The 16,120-nt window shown below is 64.4% G+C and carries 15 protein-coding genes and 3 tRNA genes; 1 reads left to right on the top strand and 17 read right to left on the bottom strand.

The window, feature by feature from the left end; translation table 11 throughout:
* Window positions 1-15 precede the first annotated feature (15 nt).
* The 17 genes from nuoH to GSQ76_RS27965 all read right to left on the bottom strand — a co-directional run bounded on the left by nuoH (window position 16) and on the right by GSQ76_RS27965 (window position 15,429).
* Window positions 16-1,023, bottom strand: a complete 1,008-nt coding sequence (nuoH, locus tag GSQ76_RS28045) for an NADH-quinone oxidoreductase subunit NuoH (RefSeq protein WP_158747344.1) — start codon at window positions 1,021-1,023, stop codon at window positions 16-18.
* Window positions 1,024-1,025: 2 nt separating this feature from the next.
* Window positions 1,026-3,074 (bottom strand): NADH-quinone oxidoreductase subunit NuoG, encoded by a 2,049-nt coding sequence (gene nuoG, locus GSQ76_RS28040; protein ID WP_158747343.1) that lies wholly within the window; start codon window positions 3,072-3,074, stop codon window positions 1,026-1,028.
* Window positions 3,075-3,077: 3 nt separating this feature from the next.
* The gene (locus tag GSQ76_RS28035; RefSeq protein ID WP_158747342.1) at window positions 3,078-3,404 is read right to left on the bottom strand and encodes a pentapeptide repeat-containing protein; all 327 of its coding nucleotides are present in this window, start codon (window positions 3,402-3,404) and stop codon (window positions 3,078-3,080) included.
* Window positions 3,405-3,450: 46 nt separating this feature from the next.
* Window positions 3,451-4,752 (bottom strand): NADH-quinone oxidoreductase subunit NuoF, encoded by a 1,302-nt coding sequence (nuoF, locus tag GSQ76_RS28030; RefSeq protein WP_158747341.1) that lies wholly within the window; start codon window positions 4,750-4,752, stop codon window positions 3,451-3,453.
* 6 nt (window positions 4,753-4,758) lie between these two features.
* Entirely contained in the window at window positions 4,759-5,406 is a 648-nt protein-coding gene (locus GSQ76_RS28025) for an NAD(P)H-dependent oxidoreductase subunit E (protein WP_158747340.1), read from the bottom strand.
* Window positions 5,407-6,612, bottom strand: coding sequence for an NADH-quinone oxidoreductase subunit D (locus tag GSQ76_RS28020; protein WP_158747430.1), 1,206 nt, complete (start codon window positions 6,610-6,612; stop codon window positions 5,407-5,409).
* Between the two features lie 68 nt (window positions 6,613-6,680).
* Window positions 6,681-7,304 (bottom strand): NADH-quinone oxidoreductase subunit C, encoded by a 624-nt coding sequence (locus GSQ76_RS28015; RefSeq protein ID WP_158747429.1) that lies wholly within the window; start codon window positions 7,302-7,304, stop codon window positions 6,681-6,683.
* A gap of 34 nt (window positions 7,305-7,338) precedes the next feature.
* Window positions 7,339-7,902 carry an NADH-quinone oxidoreductase subunit B family protein gene (locus GSQ76_RS28010; RefSeq protein WP_158747339.1) on the bottom strand — a complete coding sequence of 188 codons (564 nt, stop codon included), beginning with the start codon at window positions 7,900-7,902 and terminating at the stop codon, window positions 7,339-7,341.
* 4 nt (window positions 7,903-7,906) lie between these two features.
* On the bottom strand, window positions 7,907-8,281 hold the full coding sequence (locus GSQ76_RS28005; RefSeq protein WP_158747338.1) for an NADH-quinone oxidoreductase subunit A: 375 nt from the start codon (window positions 8,279-8,281) through the stop codon (window positions 7,907-7,909).
* A 101-nt stretch (window positions 8,282-8,382) separates the two neighbouring features.
* Window positions 8,383-8,459: transfer RNA gene (locus GSQ76_RS28000), tRNA-Asp, on the bottom strand.
* A 61-nt stretch (window positions 8,460-8,520) separates the two neighbouring features.
* Window positions 8,521-8,595, bottom strand: a tRNA-Val gene (locus tag GSQ76_RS27995).
* Between the two features lie 60 nt (window positions 8,596-8,655).
* Window positions 8,656-8,943, bottom strand: a complete 288-nt coding sequence (locus tag GSQ76_RS27990) for an HU family DNA-binding protein (protein ID WP_272482694.1) — start codon at window positions 8,941-8,943, stop codon at window positions 8,656-8,658.
* 177 nt (window positions 8,944-9,120) lie between these two features.
* Window positions 9,121-11,535 (bottom strand): endopeptidase La, encoded by a 2,415-nt coding sequence (lon, locus tag GSQ76_RS27985; RefSeq protein WP_158747336.1) that lies wholly within the window; start codon window positions 11,533-11,535, stop codon window positions 9,121-9,123.
* A gap of 155 nt (window positions 11,536-11,690) precedes the next feature.
* A complete protein-coding gene (gene clpX / locus GSQ76_RS27980; protein ID WP_158747335.1) occupies window positions 11,691-12,941 on the bottom strand; it encodes an ATP-dependent Clp protease ATP-binding subunit ClpX in 1,251 nt (416 codons plus the stop codon).
* Between the two features lie 193 nt (window positions 12,942-13,134).
* Window positions 13,135-13,773 carry an ATP-dependent Clp protease proteolytic subunit gene (locus GSQ76_RS27975; protein WP_158747334.1) on the bottom strand — a complete coding sequence of 213 codons (639 nt, stop codon included), beginning with the start codon at window positions 13,771-13,773 and terminating at the stop codon, window positions 13,135-13,137.
* Window positions 13,774-13,916: 143 nt separating this feature from the next.
* Window positions 13,917-15,266: a trigger factor gene (gene tig / locus GSQ76_RS27970; protein WP_158747333.1), complete on the bottom strand. Its 1,350-nt coding sequence runs from the start codon at window positions 15,264-15,266 to the stop codon at window positions 13,917-13,919.
* Between the two features lie 81 nt (window positions 15,267-15,347).
* A tRNA-Leu gene (locus GSQ76_RS27965) sits at window positions 15,348-15,429 on the bottom strand.
* A gap of 201 nt (window positions 15,430-15,630) precedes the next feature.
* Between GSQ76_RS27965 and GSQ76_RS27960 the strand changes: the two genes are divergently transcribed.
* Window positions 15,631-16,120 (top strand): IclR family transcriptional regulator (locus GSQ76_RS27960; protein ID WP_158747332.1); only part of this gene is annotated, 490 nt, incomplete at its 3' end.

Below are 16,120 nucleotides of genomic sequence, written 5' to 3'. Positions count from 1 at the left end.
TGGGTGCGGCTTACATCAAGCCGAATGCGGCAACCAGCCCATGAACACCAATACGCCGGCCGTCAGCACCAGCCAGAACAACGATAGCGGCAGGAACACCTTCCACCCCAGGCGCATCAGCTGGTCGTAGCGGAAGCGCGGGAATGTGGCGCGGACCCAGATGAAGAAGAACAGCACGAAGATGATTTTGGCGATGAACCAGATTGGTCCCGGGATGAAGCTGAGCCCGAATACCGGGAGCCAGCCACCCAGGAACAGGATGGTCATCATCGCCGCCTGTAGGATCATGTTGGCGTATTCGCCCAGGAAGAACAGGCCCCAGGAGATGCCACTATATTCGACCAGGAACCCGGCGACGATTTCGCTCTCGCCTTCCGCCAGGTCGAACGGCGGGCGGTTGGTTTCCGCCAGGGCGGAGACGAAGTAGACGATGAACATCGGGAATAGCGGCACGACGAACCAGATCGTCGACTGCGACCGCACGATGCCCGTCAGGTTGAGCGTTCCGGCACATAGCAGCACGGTGACGATGACGAAGCCGATCGAGACCTCGTAGCTGACCATCTGCGCCGCGGAGCGCAGTGCGCCGAGGAAGGCGTATTTCGAGTTCGAGGCCCAACCGGCGATGATGATGCCGTAGACGCTGAGCGAGGAGATGGCGAACAGGTATAGGATGCCGACATTGATGTCGGAGATCGCCCAGCCATCGGTGACCGGGATCACTGCCCAGGCCATCAGCGCCAGCACCATCGTCAGCATCGGGGCGATCACGAAGAGAAAGCGGTTCGCCCCGGTCGGGATGATCTGCTCCTTCATGATCATCTTCAGCGCATCTGCGAAGGCCTGTAGCAGACCCCAGAAGCCAACCACGTTTGGCCCCTTGCGGAGCTGGATGGCGCCCAGAATCTTTCGTTCCGCGACGGTCAGATAGGCGACGGAGATCAGCAGCGGCACCAGCAGCAGCAGCGTCTCGACCAGGGTGATGAGAACCTGGCCGGGGCCGGAGGCGAGAAAGGCGTTCATGTTTACTCCGCCGCCAGCGCCGGGGTGGGCGCGTAGGTCTGCGTGCACTCGGCCATGACGGCGCTGGCCCGGCTGATCGGGTTGGTTTGGTAATAGTCGGCGATGGCCGGGACGAAGGCGGTGGCGCTGACGGTTGCCGGGTCACCGCCGGGGGCGGTCAGGTCGTTGGCGCCGAAGCGGGGCAGGAAGCCGAGGCGGCCGAACACCGGGTTCACCTGCTCCAGCCGGGCCCGCAATGCGTCGAGGTCGTCATAGGGCAAGGGCTTATCGATGGCGGCGGAGAAGGCGCGCAGGATCGCCCAATCCTCCCTCGCCTCACCGGGGGCGAACACGGCCTTGCCGGTGCGCTGCACGCGGCCTTCGGTGTTCACGTAGGTGCCCGGCTTTTCGACGTAGGTGCTGCCGGGGAGGATCACATCGGCGCGGGCGGCGCCGGCATCGCCGTGGTGGCCCTGGTAGACGACGAAGGTGTCGGCGCCGATGCGGGTAGTGTCGAACTCATCGGCACCCAGCAGCCACAGCAAGTCCACCCCGCCGCCCATCATGGCGTCCAGCGTCTTGGCACCCGGGCCTGGCAGGAAGCCGAGATCGAGGGCGCCGACGCGGGCCGCGGCGGTGTGCAGCACGTTGAAGCCGTGCCACTCCGCCGTGAGCGCGCCGATGCTGCTGGCCAGTTTCCACGCCGCGGCCAGAACCGCCATGCCGTCCGGCCGGGCAAGTGCGCCCTGCCCGACGATGATCATTGGGCGCTTGGCGTCGGCAAGCACCTTGGCGAAGGCCTCCGGTAGGGAGGCGATGGTAGACGGGCCGTCACCCAGCCATTCCGCCATGTAGGTGAGTTCGGCGTGGGCGCCGATGACGCCGATGGGGAACGGCGCAGCCAACTGGCGCTTGCGGATGCGGGCGTTCAGCACCGGAGCCTCGCGCCGCGGGTTGCTGCCGATGATCAGCAACGCGTCCGCTTCCTCGATTCCGGCGATGCTGCTGTTGAAGACATAGAAGTCGCGGCGGCTGGCGTCGATGCGGGCGCCGTCCTGGCGGCAATCGAGGTTGGCCGAGCCCAACCCGGCCATGAGGTCCTTCAGCGCCAGCATGCTCTCGGCATCGCAGAGGTCGCCGGCAATGGCGCCGATCTTGTCGCCGGGCATGCCCTTCAGCTTGGTGGAGACGGCGTCGAACGCCTCCAGCCACGTGGCCGGGCGCAGCTTGCCGTCGATGCGGACCCAGGGCTTGTCCAGGCGGCGGCGTTTGAGGCCGTCGAAGGAGAAGCGGGACTTGTCGCCCAGCCACTCTTCGTTCACGTCATCATTCATGCGCGGCAGGATGCGGAGGACTTCGGAGCCGCGGGCGTCGACGCGGATGGCGCTACCGACCGCATCCAGCACGTCGATGCTGTCGGTTTTGCGCAGTTCCCACGGGCGGGCGACGAAGGCGTAGGGCTTCGAGGTGAGCGCGCCGACTGGGCAGATGTCGATCAGGTTACCCGACAGCTCGGAGGTCAGCGCCTTTTCGACGTAGGTGGTGACTTCCATGTTCTCGCCACGCGCGGTCGCACCCAACTCGGGGACACCGGCGATCTCGGTCGCGAAGCGGATACAGCGCGTGCACTGGATGCAGCGCGTCATGATCGTCTTGACCAACGGGCCGAGGTACTTGTCCTTCACCGCCCGCTTGTTCTCTTCGTAGCGGGAATGGTCCTGGCCGTAGGAGAAGGCCTGGTCCTGCAAGTCGCACTCACCGCCCTGGTCGCAGATCGGGCAGTCCAGCGGGTGGTTGATCAGCAGGAATTCCATCACGCCGCGGCGGCCATTGCGGACCATTGGGGTGTCGGTTTTGATCACCATGCCCTCGGCGATCGGGTAGGAGCAGGAGGCGATCGGCTTCGGCGCCTTCTCCACTTCCACCAGGCACATGCGGCAATTGCCCGCGACCGAAAGGCGATCGTGGTAGCAAAAGCGCGGGATCTCGACACCTGCGGCCTCGCAGGCCTGCAGCACGGAGGAGCCGTTCGCGACCTCGATCTCGCGCCCGTCGACAGTGACTTTAGCCATGGGTCAGCTCTTCCCGTTGGCCGCCAGAAGTGCGGCGATATCGACCCCGTCGATCCGCAGCCCGGCGATGTTGCAGTCGTTGATGGTGAGCCCGGACAAATTCGCGTCCACCAGCGTGGCGCCTGCGAGGGAGGCGTCTTCAAACCGGGCGCCGTCCAGATTGGTGGCGTGAAACACGGCTTTCGCCATGGTCACGTCGGATAGCGCGGCCTTCGTCATGTCCGCGCGATAGAATGTCACGCCGGACAGGTTCACGTCCGTGAACCGGCTGCCGCGCAGATCGGCATCGCTGGCGGTGATGCTGTCGGCGGTGTTGGACAGAGTGGTCATGCCCTCTCCGGCGGGGAGAGGGCTGCGTGGGCGGCCGGCCGCTTCGTCATTCCGCCGCGATCGCCATCGCTGGGGATCGGCCGCGCTTGTAGGCGGCAATGCGGTCCTCCATCACCGGGCGGAAATGCCGGATCAGGCCCTGGATCGGCCAGGCGGCGGCGTCGCCCAAGGCGCAGATGGTGTGACCCTCGATCTGCTTGGTCACCTGTTCGAGCGTGTCGATCTCGGACAGTTCGGCGCGGCCCTGCACCATGCGGTTCATCACCCGCATCATCCATCCGGTGCCCTCGCGGCAGGGGGTGCACTGGCCGCAGCTCTCGTGCTTGTAGAAATGCGCCAGCTTGGCGATGGCGGCGATGAGGTCGGTGGACTTGTCCATGACGATGACCGCGGCGGTGCCCAAGCCGGACTTGACATCGCGCAGGCTGTCGAAATCCATCAGCACCGTGTCGCAGATCGATTTCGGCAGGAGGGGGACGGAGGAGCCGCCGGGGATGACGGCCAGCAGATTGTCCCAGCCGCCGCGCACGCCGCCGCAATAGGTGTCGATCAGCTCCCGCAGGGGAATGCCGAGTTCTTCTTCGACGTTGCAGGGCTTGTTCACATGGCCGGAGATGCAGAACAGCTTCGTGCCCGCGTTCTTCGGCCGGCCGAGCGCGCTGAACCAGGCGGCGCCGCGACGCAGGATGGTTGGCACGACGGCGATCGACTCGACATTGTTGACCGTGGTGGGGCAGCCATACAGGCCGACTGCCGCTGGGAAGGGCGGCTTCAGCCGAGGCATGCCCTTCTTGCCCTCCAGCGATTCCAGCAGCGCGGTTTCCTCGCCGCAGATGTAGGCGCCGGCGCCGCGGTGGAGATAAAGGTCGAAATCCCAGCCGGAGCCGCAGGCATTCTTGCCGATCAATCCGGCCTCGTAGGCCTGGTCGATCGCGGCCTGGAGGTTCAGCGCCTCGTTATAGAACTCACCGCGGATGTAGATGTAGGAGGCGTGGGCGCCCATGGCGAAGGAGGCGAGCAGCGCGCCTTCGACCAATTTGTGCGGGTCGTGGCGCATGATGTCGCGGTCTTTGCACGTGCCGGGTTCCGACTCGTCCGCGTTGATCACCAGGTAGCTGGGGCGTCCGTCCGAGGTCTTGGGCATGAAGGACCACTTCATGCCGGTCGGGAACCCTGCCCCGCCGCGGCCGCGGAGGCCAGACGCCTTCATCTCATCGACCAGCGCATCCCGCCCACGGGCCAGGATGGCGGCGGTGCCGTCCCAATCTCCACGTTTGCGCGCGCCCTCGATGCCCCAATCATGGATGCCGTAGAGGTTGGTGAAAATCCGGTCCTTATCGTCGAGCACCGTTGGCTACTCCGTGACCGTCAGCAGCGTGGTAGGGCCGCCCTCAGGGGCGGAGGTCTGGCGGCCGATCATGCTGCCGGGCTTCGGCCGCTCGCCACGGGCCAGGGCCGCCAGCAAAGCCTCGACCGCCGGGCCGTCCATGTCCTCGTAGAAATCATCGTCGACCTGCAGCACGGGGGCGTTTACGCAGGCGCCGAGGCATTCCACCTCGCTCATGGTGAACATGCCGTCGGCGCTGGTTTCGTGCCAGCCCTTGATGCCGGTCACCTTGCGGCAAGCCGCCTCCACCTGGTCGGAGCCACGCAGCCAGCAGGGCGTGGTGACGCAGATCTGCAGGTGGTAACGGCCCATCGGGGTGGTGTTGAACATCAGGTAGAAGGTTGCGACTTCGTAGACGCGGATCGGGGCCATTCCCAGGCGTTCGGCCACCTTGTCCATGGCGACGCGCGGCACCCATGCGCCGCCGGTCTGGCGACCCATTTGCTTCTGCACCTCATACAGCGAGGCGATGACGGCGCTGGCCTGACGGCCCGGCGGGTATTTCGCGCAATGGGCATCGATTGCGACGCGGCTCTGCTCGTCGAACTCGAAATGGGTCGGCTGGTCTACCTGCGGGTTCTCGCCGGTCGAGCCATCCCCAACGTTCTCAGCCATTTAGCGATCCACCTCACCAAAGACGATGTCGATCGAGCCGATGATCGCCACCGCGTCCGCCAGCATGTGCCGGCGCGACATTACTTCCACTGCCTGCAAGTGGCTGAACCCGGTCGCCCGGATCTTGCAGCGATACGGACGGTTGGTGCCGTCCGATACCAGATACACACCGAACTCACCCTTCGGGCTCTCCGTCGCGGTGTAGGTCGCGCCGGCGGGGACGTGATAGCCCTCGGTATAAAGCTTGAAGTGATGGATCAGCGCCTCCATCGAGCGCTTCATCTCGGCCCGTTTCGGCGGGGTGAATTTGCGGTCCTGCACCTTCACCGGGCCGGGCTTCATCTTGGCCAGGCACTGCTTGATGATCTTCACGCTCTCCCGCATTTCTTCCATACGGACGATGTAGCGGTCGTAACAGTCGCCGTTTCGCGTGACGGCGACCTGGAAATCGACCTCGGCATATTTGTCGTAGGGCTGCGAGCGACGCAGGTCCCACGGGACGCCGGAGGCGCGCAGGCTGGGGCCGCTAAAGCCCCAGGCAAGTGCCATTTCGGGCGACATGATGCCGATATCGACGGTGCGCTGCTTCCAGATACGGTTGCCCGTCAGCAGCGTCGCCACGTCATCGATAAATTTCGGGAAGGTCTCGGCCCAGGCGGCGATCTTCTCTTCCAGGCCTGCTGGCAGATCCTTTGCGACGCCGCCGGGCCGGAAGTAGTTCGCATGGAGACGAGCGCCGGACGCAGCCTCGTGGAACTCCATCAGCTTCTCACGCTCCTCGAAGCCCCAGAGCGACGGGGTGAGCGCGCCGACGTCCAACGCGTAGGTCGTGATGTTCAGCAGATGGTTCAGGACGCGGGTGATTTCTGCGAACAGGGTGCGGATCCACTGCGCGCGTTCCGGCGCAGTGATGCCGAGCAGCTTCTCGGTCGCCAAGGCGAAGGTATGTTCCTGGCACATAGGCGAGACGTAATCGAGCCGGTCGAAATACGGCAGCGCCTGCATGTAGGTCTTGTATTCGATCAGCTTCTCGGTGCCGCGATGCAGCAGGCCGATATGGGGATCAGCACGCTCCACGACTTCGCCGTCCATTTCCAGGATCAGGCGCAGCACGCCGTGGGCCGCCGGGTGCTGAGGACCGAAATTGATCGAGTGGCTGTCGATCTCGACCGTCTTGGTGCGATTGGGATCGCGGTTCGGCATCATGGTCTCGGGCCACTCACGCCGTTCGGCGCCGGCCTCGCCCACGGCGGTCGGGTACTCCGTGATCGTGCTCATGTGGTCGGCGCCTCACTTGTCTTCGCCGGGGCCGCTTGGGCCTTGCGCATTGCCTGCGCCTTCTCGTCGCCGGGCAACGTGACCATGCCTTCCCAGGGGGAAATGAAGTCGAAGCTGCGGAAATCCTGGGTCAAGCTGACGGGGACGTTCACGACCCGCTTCTGCTCCTCGTCATATTTCACCTCGACGAAGCCGGAGAGAGGGAAATCCTTGCGCAGTGGGTGACCGTCGAAGCCGTAATCCGTGAGGATGCGGCGCAGATCGGGCTGCCCGCTGAACAGGATGCCGAACAGATCCCATGCCTCACGCTCCCACCAGGTAGCGCAGGGCCATAGCTGATGAATGGAGGGAACAGGGGTGGCGGCGTCGGTCTGCACGATGACGCGAACCCGGTGGTTCAGCGCGACGGAGAGTAGGTTGTAGACGACGTCAAAGCGCAGCGGACGCTCCGGCCAGTCGACGCCGCAGAGATCCATCATCTGGTCGAAGGCGAAGCTCTCGTGGTCGCGCAGCGTGGTCAGCACGGAGAGCAGCGACGGAAGGTCGGTCAGGACCACCAACTCGTCCAACTGGACGGACACGTGCGAGACGCCAGGAATGAGCGCCACGTCATGGGCCAGCGACTCGACCGGGCTGACGGCGCTGTCGAGTGCGTCAGCCACGCAGGATCGTCCCGGTGCGGCGGATTTTCTTCTGCAACTGCATGATCCCGTAGACCAGAGCCTCCGCCGTCGGCGGACAGCCCGGCACGTACACGTCAACCGGCACGACGTGATCGCAGCCGCGCACGACGGAGTAGCTATAATGGTAATAGCCACCGCCATTGGCGCAGGAGCCCATCGAGATCACCCAGCGGGGTTCGCTCATCTGGTCGTACACCTTGCGCAAGGCGGGGGCCATCTTGTTGGTCAACGTGCCGGCGACGATCATCACGTCGCTCTGGCGTGGGCTGGCGCGGGGGATGACACCGAACCGGTCCAGGTCGAAGCGTGGCATGTAGGCGTGGATCATCTCCACCGCGCAGCAGGCCAGGCCGAACGTCATCGGCCACAGGCTGCCGGTGCGGGCCCAGTTCACCACCTTGTCGAGGTTGGCGACGACGAAACCCTTATCCGCCATCTCACCGGTGATGCCCTTGATCACCGCATCCTGCTCGGGCCCGGGGGCCAAGGCGGTGCGGTTCCAGGCTAGAGTCTCAGGTGCTGTCGTAACGCTCATAGTGTCACTCCCACTCCAGCGCGCCCTTGTTCCACTCGTAGATGAACCCGACCGTCAATACGGCAAGGAAGCCCATCATCGACAGGTAGCCGAACACGCCGATGTCACCCAGAACCACCGCCCAGGGGAACAGGAAGGCGACTTCCAGGTCGAAAATGATGAAGAGGATCGCGACCAGGTAGAAGCGCACGTCGAACCGGCGGCGGGCGTCGTCAAACGCCTCGAACCCGCACTCGTAGGCGGACAGCTTCTCCGGATAGGGGCGGTGCGGCGCGACCAGACGCGAGCCGCCGACCATGGCGATGGCAACGACTGCGGCGATCAACAGAAATATCAGTATGGGGTAGTAGTTGAGCAGCAGCGTGTCGACCGACTGCATCAGTGGGAACCCTTCCTATAGCCGCGGTTGCACCGCACCATAGCCCCACCGCCACAATTCCGCCAACGGGTAACAGGGAATGTTACGATCTCATCTGCTGCTGGCGCGAGTGACGGGGCTCGAACCCGCGACCTCCGGCGTGACAGGCCGGCGCTCTAACCAACTGAGCTACACCCGCAGCAGGCCGCAGCGTTTAGAGGCGCTACGGTGGGCAGTCAACCCGTGTTCTCGACGCAAACTGGTGGGCGGTGACGGTTTCGAACCGCCGACCCTCTCGGTGTAAACGAGACGCTCTACCGCTGAGCTAACCGCCCTCCGTGTCGCAGGGAATAGCCGGACAGCGCCTCCCGATCCAGCCCCTACTGCGAACAGGCCTAGGAGCTGACGGCATCCTTGAGGCCCTTGCCGGGCTTGAAGCGGACGGAGGTGGAGGCCGGGATGTCGATCTCCTCCCCGGTGCGCGGGTTGCGGCCCTTGGTGGCCTTGCGGTCGGCCACGACGAAGCTGCCGAAGCCGGTCACGCGAACCTCCTGCTTGCCCTGCAGCGCCTTCGTCATCGCGGAGAATAATGCTTCGACCGCCTTCGCAGCATCGGTTTTGGCCAAGCCAGCCTCCTCGGACACGGCCGCGATCAGCTCAAGCTTGTTCATAGTCGTGCTCACGAGACGCTTCTCCCCAACGATGAAATTGTCGTCGTTTGTGGCGCAGATCGGCTGATAGGTCGAATCTAGGGAATGTCGTTCTCGGCAGCCAATAGATTACGGCGACTCGGACAGGCAAAAAAAGAAAACGGGCCCGGTTGGCACTGCCAACCGGGCCCGCACGGCGCGAAATATCGACTAGTGTGGCAAGGACGCGATGGCGCCACCGGCGGGTGGGGTCACCGGCTCAGGTGGCTCCTCCCAAATGATCGCCTCGGGCTTGCGCGCCAGGGCGCGGGCGATGACGTCATCCACGTGGGCGACGGGGATGATCTTCAGCCCCTTCTTCACGCTGTCCGGGATGTCGGCCAAGTCCTTCTCGTTGTCCTTCGGGATGAAGACGGTGGTGATGCCGGAGCGCAGGGCCGCCAGCATCTTTTCCTTCAGCCCGCCGATCGGTAGCACCCGGCCGCGCAACGTGATCTCCCCGGTCATGGCGATATCGCGACGGATGGGGATGCCCGTCAGCACGCTCACGATGCTGGTCGCCATGGCGACGCCAGCCGACGGACCGTCCTTCGGGGTCGCACCCTCGGGCACGTGGACGTGGATGTCCCGCTTCTCGAACAGGGTCGGTTTGATGCCGAAGCTCGTCGAGCGGCTGCGCACATAGCTGAGGGCGGCGGAGACGCTTTCCTGCATCACGTCGCCCAGCTTGCCGGTGTATTTCAGGTTGCCCTTACCCGGCAGCAGCACGCTTTCGATGGTCAGGATCTCGCCACCCACTTCGGTCCAGGCCAGGCCGGTCACGACACCGACCATGTCCTCGTCCTCGGTCTCGCCGTAGCGGAAGACGCGGACGCCGGCGAACTTGTCGAGGTTCTTCCGGGTGATCGCGACCTTCTTCGCCTTCTTGGTCACGATCTCCATCACCGCCTTGCGGGCGAGCTTGGCGATTTCACGCTCCAACGAGCGCACGCCGGCTTCCCGGGTGTAGTAGCGGATCAGGTCATGCACGGCGTCGTCGTGGATCGACCACTCCTCCGGCTTCAGGCCATTGGCCTCGCCCTGCTTGGCGATCAAATGGCGCTTGGCGATCTCGACCTTCTCGTCCTCGGTATAGCCGGGGATGCGGATGATCTCCATCCGGTCCAGCAGCGGCTGCGGCATGCGCAGGCTGTTGGCCGTGGTGATGAACATCACGTCCGACAGGTCGTAATCCACCTCCAGGTAATGGTCGGCGAAGGTCGCATTCTGCTCGGGGTCCAGGACCTCCAGCAGGGCGCTGGACGGATCACCGCGCCAATCGGCACCCAGCTTGTCGATCTCGTCCAGCAGGAAGAGCGGGTTGGACGATTTCGCCTTTTTCATGCCCTGGATGACTTTGCCGGGCATGGAGCCGATATAGGTCCGACGATGACCACGCACCTCCGCCTCGTCGCGAACGCCGCCGAGGGACATGCGGACGAAGTTGCGGCTGGTGGCCTTGGCGATGGATTTGCCGAGCGAGGTCTTGCCGACGCCGGGTGGGCCGACCAGGCACAGGATCGGTCCGCGGATCTTCGACGAGCGGCCCTGGACCGCCAAGTATTCCAGGATCCGTTCCTTGACCTTGTCCAGGCCGTAATGGTCGTCGTCGAGCACCTTTTTGGCGATCTCGACATCGGTGCGTGATTTGGAGCGCTTCTTCCAGGGGATGGACAGCATCCAATCCAGGTAGTTGCGCACGACCGTCGCCTCGGCGCTCATCGGGCTCATGGTGCGCAGCTTCTTCAGCTCCGCCAGGGCCTTCTCGCGGGCTTCCTTGGTGAACTTGGTCTTCTTGATGCGGTCTTCGAGCTCGGCGGTCTCGTCCTTGCCGTCCTCGCCCTCGCCCAGTTCCTTCTGGATCGCCTTCAGCTGCTCGTTCAGGTAATACTCGCGCTGGGTCTTCTCCATCTGCCGCTTGACGCGGTTACGGATGCGCTTTTCCACCTGCAGAACGCCGATCTCGGATTCCATATGGCCGAAGACCCGCTCCAGCCGCTCACCCACGGGGGCGGTCTCCAGCAGTTCCTGTTTCTCGGCGATCTTTAGGTTCAGGTGGCTGGCGATGGTATCGGCCAGCTTGGTCGGCTCGTCGATACCGTTCAGCGACACCAGCACTTCCGGCGCGATCTTCTTGTTGAGCTTGATGTACTGCTCGAACTGGCTGATCACCGTGCGGCCGAGCGCCTCTAGCTCCGCCTTGTCGGAGTCCTGGTCGGGCATCGCCTCGGTAAAGGCCTCGAAATAGGTGTCCGTCTCTTTGAAGGACGTGATCTTGGCCCGGCGTCCGCCTTCGACCAGCACCTTCACGGTGCCGTCCGGCAGCTTCAGCAGTTGCAGGATCGTGGACACGGTCCCGATGCGGAAGATGTCGTCCGAGGTAGGGTCGTCCTGGGCGGCGTTCTTCTGCGCGACCAGGAGGATCTGCTTATCCTCCTTCATCACAGCCTCTAGCGCACGCACGGATTTTTCCCGGCCGACGAAGAGCGGGACGATCATGTGCGGGAACACCACAATATCGCGCAGCGGGAGTACCGCCAGCGCCTCACTCCGCGCCGCTGGGCGCGATTTCTCCGATTCCGACATACAGACCTCCTATTGGACAGTCAGGAGCGGGGCGCCCATCATGGCACGCCCCACCGCCGCGAAGGGTGAAGAACCCGTCACCCGATCGATATCGGGCGGCGGGATCGTCACGCCAAGGACTTGAAACGTGCAGTCTTCGTACTGGACGCGCCTGCCTAGGCGCCTTCAGCACGTTCCTTCCCGTAGGTGAACAGCGGGTTAGCGCGGCTCTCGGCCACCTCCCGGTTCACCGTCACTTCCTCCACACCGTCCAGGCCGGGAAGGTCGAACATGGTGGTTAGCAGGATCGCCTCCATGATCGAGCGCAGACCACGGGCGCCGGTCTTGCGGGCGATGGCGCGGGTGGCAACCGAGCGTAGGGCGTCCTCGGTAAAGCTGAGCTTCACGCCCTCCATCTCGAACAACCGGCCATATTGCTTGACCAGGGCGTTCTTCGGCTTGGTCAGAATCTCGATCAGCGCTGCCTCGTCCAAATCCTCGAGCGTTGCCACGACGGGCAAGCGGCCGATGAATTCCGGGATGAGGCCGAAGCGCAGCAGGTCTTCAGGCTCGACCTCACGCAGGATCGCGCCGGTGCGACGCTCGTCCGGGGAGCGGACGTCGGCGCCGTAGCCGATGCCGCTGCCTTTGCCGCGGGCACCGATGATCTTCTCCAGCCCGGCGAAGGCACCGCCGCAGATAAAGAGGATGTTCGTGGTGTCGACCTGCAGGAATTCCTGCTGCGGATGCTTGCGCCCGCCCTGCGGCGGCACAGAGGCAACAGTGCCCTCCATGATCTTGAGCAGGGCCTGCTGCACGCCCTCACCACTGACATCCCGGGTGATCGACGGGTTGTCAGACTTGCGACTGATCTTGTCGACCTCGTCAATGTAGACGATGCCGCGCTGCGCCCGCTCCACGTTGTAGTCGGCGGCCTGCAGCAGCTTGAGGATGATGTTCTCCACATCCTCACCCACGTAGCCGGCCTCCGTCAGCGTGGTTGCGTCCGCCATGGTGAACGGCACGTCCAAGATGCGGGCCAAGGTCTGGGCCAGCAGCGTCTTGCCGGAGCCGGTGGGCCCGACCAGCATGATGTTGGACTTCGCGATCTCGATGTCGTTGTTCTTGGCGCCGTGCGCTAACCGCTTGTAATGGTTATGAACCGCGACCGAGAGAACCTTTTTGGCATATGATTGTCCGATGACATAGTCATCCAGGACCTTGCAGATTTCCTTCGGTGTAGGCACCCCATCACGGGACTTCACAAGATGAGTCTTGTGCTCCTCCCGGATGATATCCATGCACAGTTCGACGCACTCATCACAGATGAACACGGTCGGCCCTGCGATGAGTTTACGCACCTCGTGCTGCGACTTGCCGCAGAAGGAGCAGTACAGGGTGTTCTTGGAATCGCTGCTCTTGCTCATGAACACTCCACCCCCGGGGTCGCCCGGGGAACCACAGGAAGCTTAAACCCCGCTTGCAACGGGAAACAAGGGCGGCTCATCCCGCACTAGCCCGGGGATGCCACGTCGTATGACGTGGCCGCCCCAGGTAGTGACTGGATTCGTCTTTTGTAAGGCCGTTCGACTTGGTGGGACCGGAGGCAAAAACCGTGCCTCAGCTCTTCGCCGGGTCGGCGACGGGGGGCCGGTTTTCCACGACGGTGTCGACCAGGCCGAAATCGCGGGCCTCCTCGGCCGACATGAAGCTGTCGCGCTCCAACTTGCGCTCGATCACGTCGATGGGCTGCCCGGTGTGCTTGACGTAGATCTCGTTCAGCCGGTGACGCAGCGCCAGGATCTCGCGGGCCTGGATCTCGATGTCCGCCGCCTGCCCCTGGGCACCGCCGGAGGGCTGGTGGACCATGATGCGGGCGTTGGGCAATGCGTACCGCTTGTCCTTGGCGCCGGCGCATAGCAGCAGGCTGCCCATCGATGCGGCCTGGCCGATGCACACCGTGCTGATGGGGCTGCGGACGTACTGCATGGTGTCGTAAATGGCCAAACCGGCCGACACCACGCCACCTGGGCTGTTGATGTAGAACGAGATGTCCTTGCCTGGATTCTCGCTCTCCAGGAACAGCAACTGGGCGCAGACGAGCGCGCTCACCTCATCGTAGACCGGTCCGGTCAGGAAGATGATGCGCTCTTTGAGGAGGCGGGAGTAGATATCAAAGGCCCTCTCACCCCTCGCCGACTGCTCGACCACCATGGGCACGAGCGAATTGAACGTCTCGACGGGATGGCGATCCCTCATGGACTAGCTTCCTCAATCAGCAGGAGATGCACCAAATCGTATGATGCCGACCCAATGTAAATAGAGTGTCAGTGGCCAGCTTCCAGTCTCAACATTCCTCGTGGCACCCCTCCCCTTCCGAGGGAGGGTTTTCGGAGGCGTGATCAGGCCGCGGCCGGGGTCTCGTCAGGCTCGTTGGCGAGTTCCTCGGGGGTGACGGTGCGGTCTTCGACCTGAGCCTGGTCCAAGATGTAGTCGACGACCTTGTCCTCGAAGATCGGGCCGCGGAGGTTCTCGGCGGCCTGCGGAGTCTTGCGGAAGAACTCCATCACCATCGCCTCCTGCCCCTGGTACTTGGCGGCCTCGGCGCGCATGGCGCGGGTCATTTCCTCCGCCGTGACCTGCACGCCCTGGCTGCGGCCCACTTCGGACAGCAGCAGGCCCAGGCGGACCCGGCGCTCGGCAATGGCGCGGTATTCGCCCTTCAGCGTCTCCTCATCCTTGCCCTTGTCCTCGTCATCCTGGCGGCCGGCCTTGATGTCGGCGTCGACGCGGCCCCAGATCTGCGCGAACTCGGCATCGACCATGCTCGGCGGCACGGGGAAATCAGCTTCCTTGGACAAGCGATCCAGCAGGTCGCGCTTGATGCGCATCCGGCTGATCTGGTCGAACTCGCGCTGCATCTGGCGGGACACGGCGGATTTCAGGTCCTCCAGCGTGTCGAAGCCCAGGCGCTCGGCCATCGCCTCGTCCACCGGGGGCACGACCGGGAGCTTCAGCGTCTTGGCGACGATTTCGAACTTGGCGGCCTTTCCGGCCAGGGCCTTGGTGCCGTAATCCTCGGGGAAGGTGACGTCGATCGTCTTGGACTCGCCGGCGCTCATGCCCTCCAGCTGCTCGGTGAAGCCGGGGATGAAATTCGGCCCCGCGACTTCGATGTCGACGTCGGTGCCGGCGCCGCCGGGAAATTTCTCGCCATCGACGCTACCGCTGTAGTCGACCATCAGGGTTTCGCCTTTGGCGGCGGGGCGGGGCTCCTCGACGGTTTCGAAGGTGCGCTGGCGGCCGGCGATGTCGGCCAGGGCCTTGTCGATCGACTCGGCTTCGGGCTCGGCTTTCAGCCGGGTCAGCGACAGGGCGGCGAAATCGGGCGGGGTGATCTCGGGCAGGAGTTCGACCTCGACGGTGAATTCCAGGTCCTTGGCGGTGTCGGTCGGCTCCGGCAGGCTCTTGACGTCAACCTTCGGCTGGGTCGCAGCACGCAGGCCGCGGTCGGTCAACACTTGCTGGGTCGCCTCGTTGACGCTGTCCTCCAGCACTTCGGCCATGACGGCGGTGCCATAGCGCTGGCGCACGACGCGGTCGGGCACCTTGCCGGGGCGGAAGCCGGGCAGCTTCAACTGGCGCCCAAGCTCCAGCAGCTTCGCTGACCGCTTGTCCTCGATGGCGGTGGACGGAACGACGACGGTGAAGCCGCGCTTCAACCCCTCGGAGAGGGTCTCGGTAACCTGCATGGGGACGGGAATTCCTCAAAGTCCAGGCTGGGGGTATCCAGCCTGATGTCCAAATGGCGGCAGCCACGGATGGACGGCGGATGCGGGCGGAGGGACTTGAACCCCCATGGCTTGCGCCACCAGAACCTAAATCTGGCGTGTCTACCAATTTCACCACGCCCGCCAACCGCGCGGCCATGAGCGCGGGGTGTTACCCCACCCGTCCGGCGAGGACAAGCCGCCGCTTTTGCCGACTCGATATCGCAGAATAACAAATGCTGGTTCTTACAGTTGGAGCGGTCTTTCGGGCCAGGTCGATAGGCATGCGGAACGGCGGGATCCGCCAGCCGAGGCGAGCGGTTATGGCATTGCCGCGGTCGAGCGCATGGCAGACCTGGTCGCGGCGATGGTTCAACTAGGACCCGCCAGCCTCACCGATCTTGCGGCGGTGTCCGGTTGTACCCGGGTGAACGTCTTTCGTCTGCTGCGCACGCTGGAGGCCCGGAGGCTGGTCGTGCAGGCCGGGCGGCGGGGCCATTGGGAACTCGGCACCGGCTGGCTGCCGGTCGCATTGGCTGCCGCGCGGGATGGGGCGATACAAACCGCCGCACGCCCCATCATGGCCGAACTGGTTCGATCGCACGGCGAACCTGTCTACCTCGCGATGCGGGAGGGCGAGCAGTGTGTGGTGGCTGCGATGCAGGGGGGCACCGCCACGTTGCGGCTGATCGCCATGGTTGGGGATCGATGGCCGCTGCACGCCGGGCCAGGCCGATTACTGCTGGCCTATGCGCCGCTGACGGTGCAGCGAGCGGTGCTGGCGGGTCGCCTGCCCCGGCTGGCCCGCGCGACCCGCACCGACCCGGCCCGGGTGG

Origin of the sequence: Acidisphaera sp. L21, from assembly GCF_009765685.1 — a bacterium.
Taxonomy (GTDB): domain Bacteria; phylum Pseudomonadota; class Alphaproteobacteria; order Acetobacterales; family Acetobacteraceae; genus LMUY01.
This window is presented reverse-complemented; position numbering and strand designations above follow the sequence as displayed.

Excerpts from the sequence above, each read along its gene's own strand:
- nuoH (WP_158747344.1), bottom strand. The coding sequence starts at position 1,023 with ATGAACGCCTTTCTCGCCTCCGGCCCCGGCCAGGTTCTCATCACCCTG.
- nuoG (WP_158747343.1), bottom strand. The coding sequence starts at position 3,074 with ATGGCTAAAGTCACTGTCGACGGGCGCGAGATCGAGGTCGCGAACGGC.
- GSQ76_RS28035 (WP_158747342.1), bottom strand. The coding sequence starts at position 3,404 with ATGACCACTCTGTCCAACACCGCCGACAGCATCACCGCCAGCGATGCC.
- GSQ76_RS28025 (WP_158747340.1), bottom strand. The coding sequence starts at position 5,406 with ATGGCTGAGAACGTTGGGGATGGCTCGACCGGCGAGAACCCGCAGGTA.
- GSQ76_RS28020 (WP_158747430.1), bottom strand. The coding sequence starts at position 6,612 with ATGATGCCGAACCGCGATCCCAATCGCACCAAGACGGTCGAGATCGAC.
- GSQ76_RS28010 (WP_158747339.1), bottom strand. The coding sequence starts at position 7,902 with ATGAGCGTTACGACAGCACCTGAGACTCTAGCCTGGAACCGCACCGCC.
- GSQ76_RS28005 (WP_158747338.1), bottom strand. The coding sequence starts at position 8,281 with ATGCAGTCGGTCGACACGCTGCTGCTCAACTACTACCCCATACTGATA.
- lon (WP_158747336.1), bottom strand. The coding sequence starts at position 11,535 with ATGTCGGAATCGGAGAAATCGCGCCCAGCGGCGCGGAGTGAGGCGCTG.
- clpX (WP_158747335.1), bottom strand. The coding sequence starts at position 12,941 with ATGAGCAAGAGCAGCGATTCCAAGAACACCCTGTACTGCTCCTTCTGC.
- GSQ76_RS27975 (WP_158747334.1), bottom strand. The coding sequence starts at position 13,773 with ATGAGGGATCGCCATCCCGTCGAGACGTTCAATTCGCTCGTGCCCATG.
- tig (WP_158747333.1), bottom strand. The coding sequence starts at position 15,266 with ATGCAGGTTACCGAGACCCTCTCCGAGGGGTTGAAGCGCGGCTTCACC.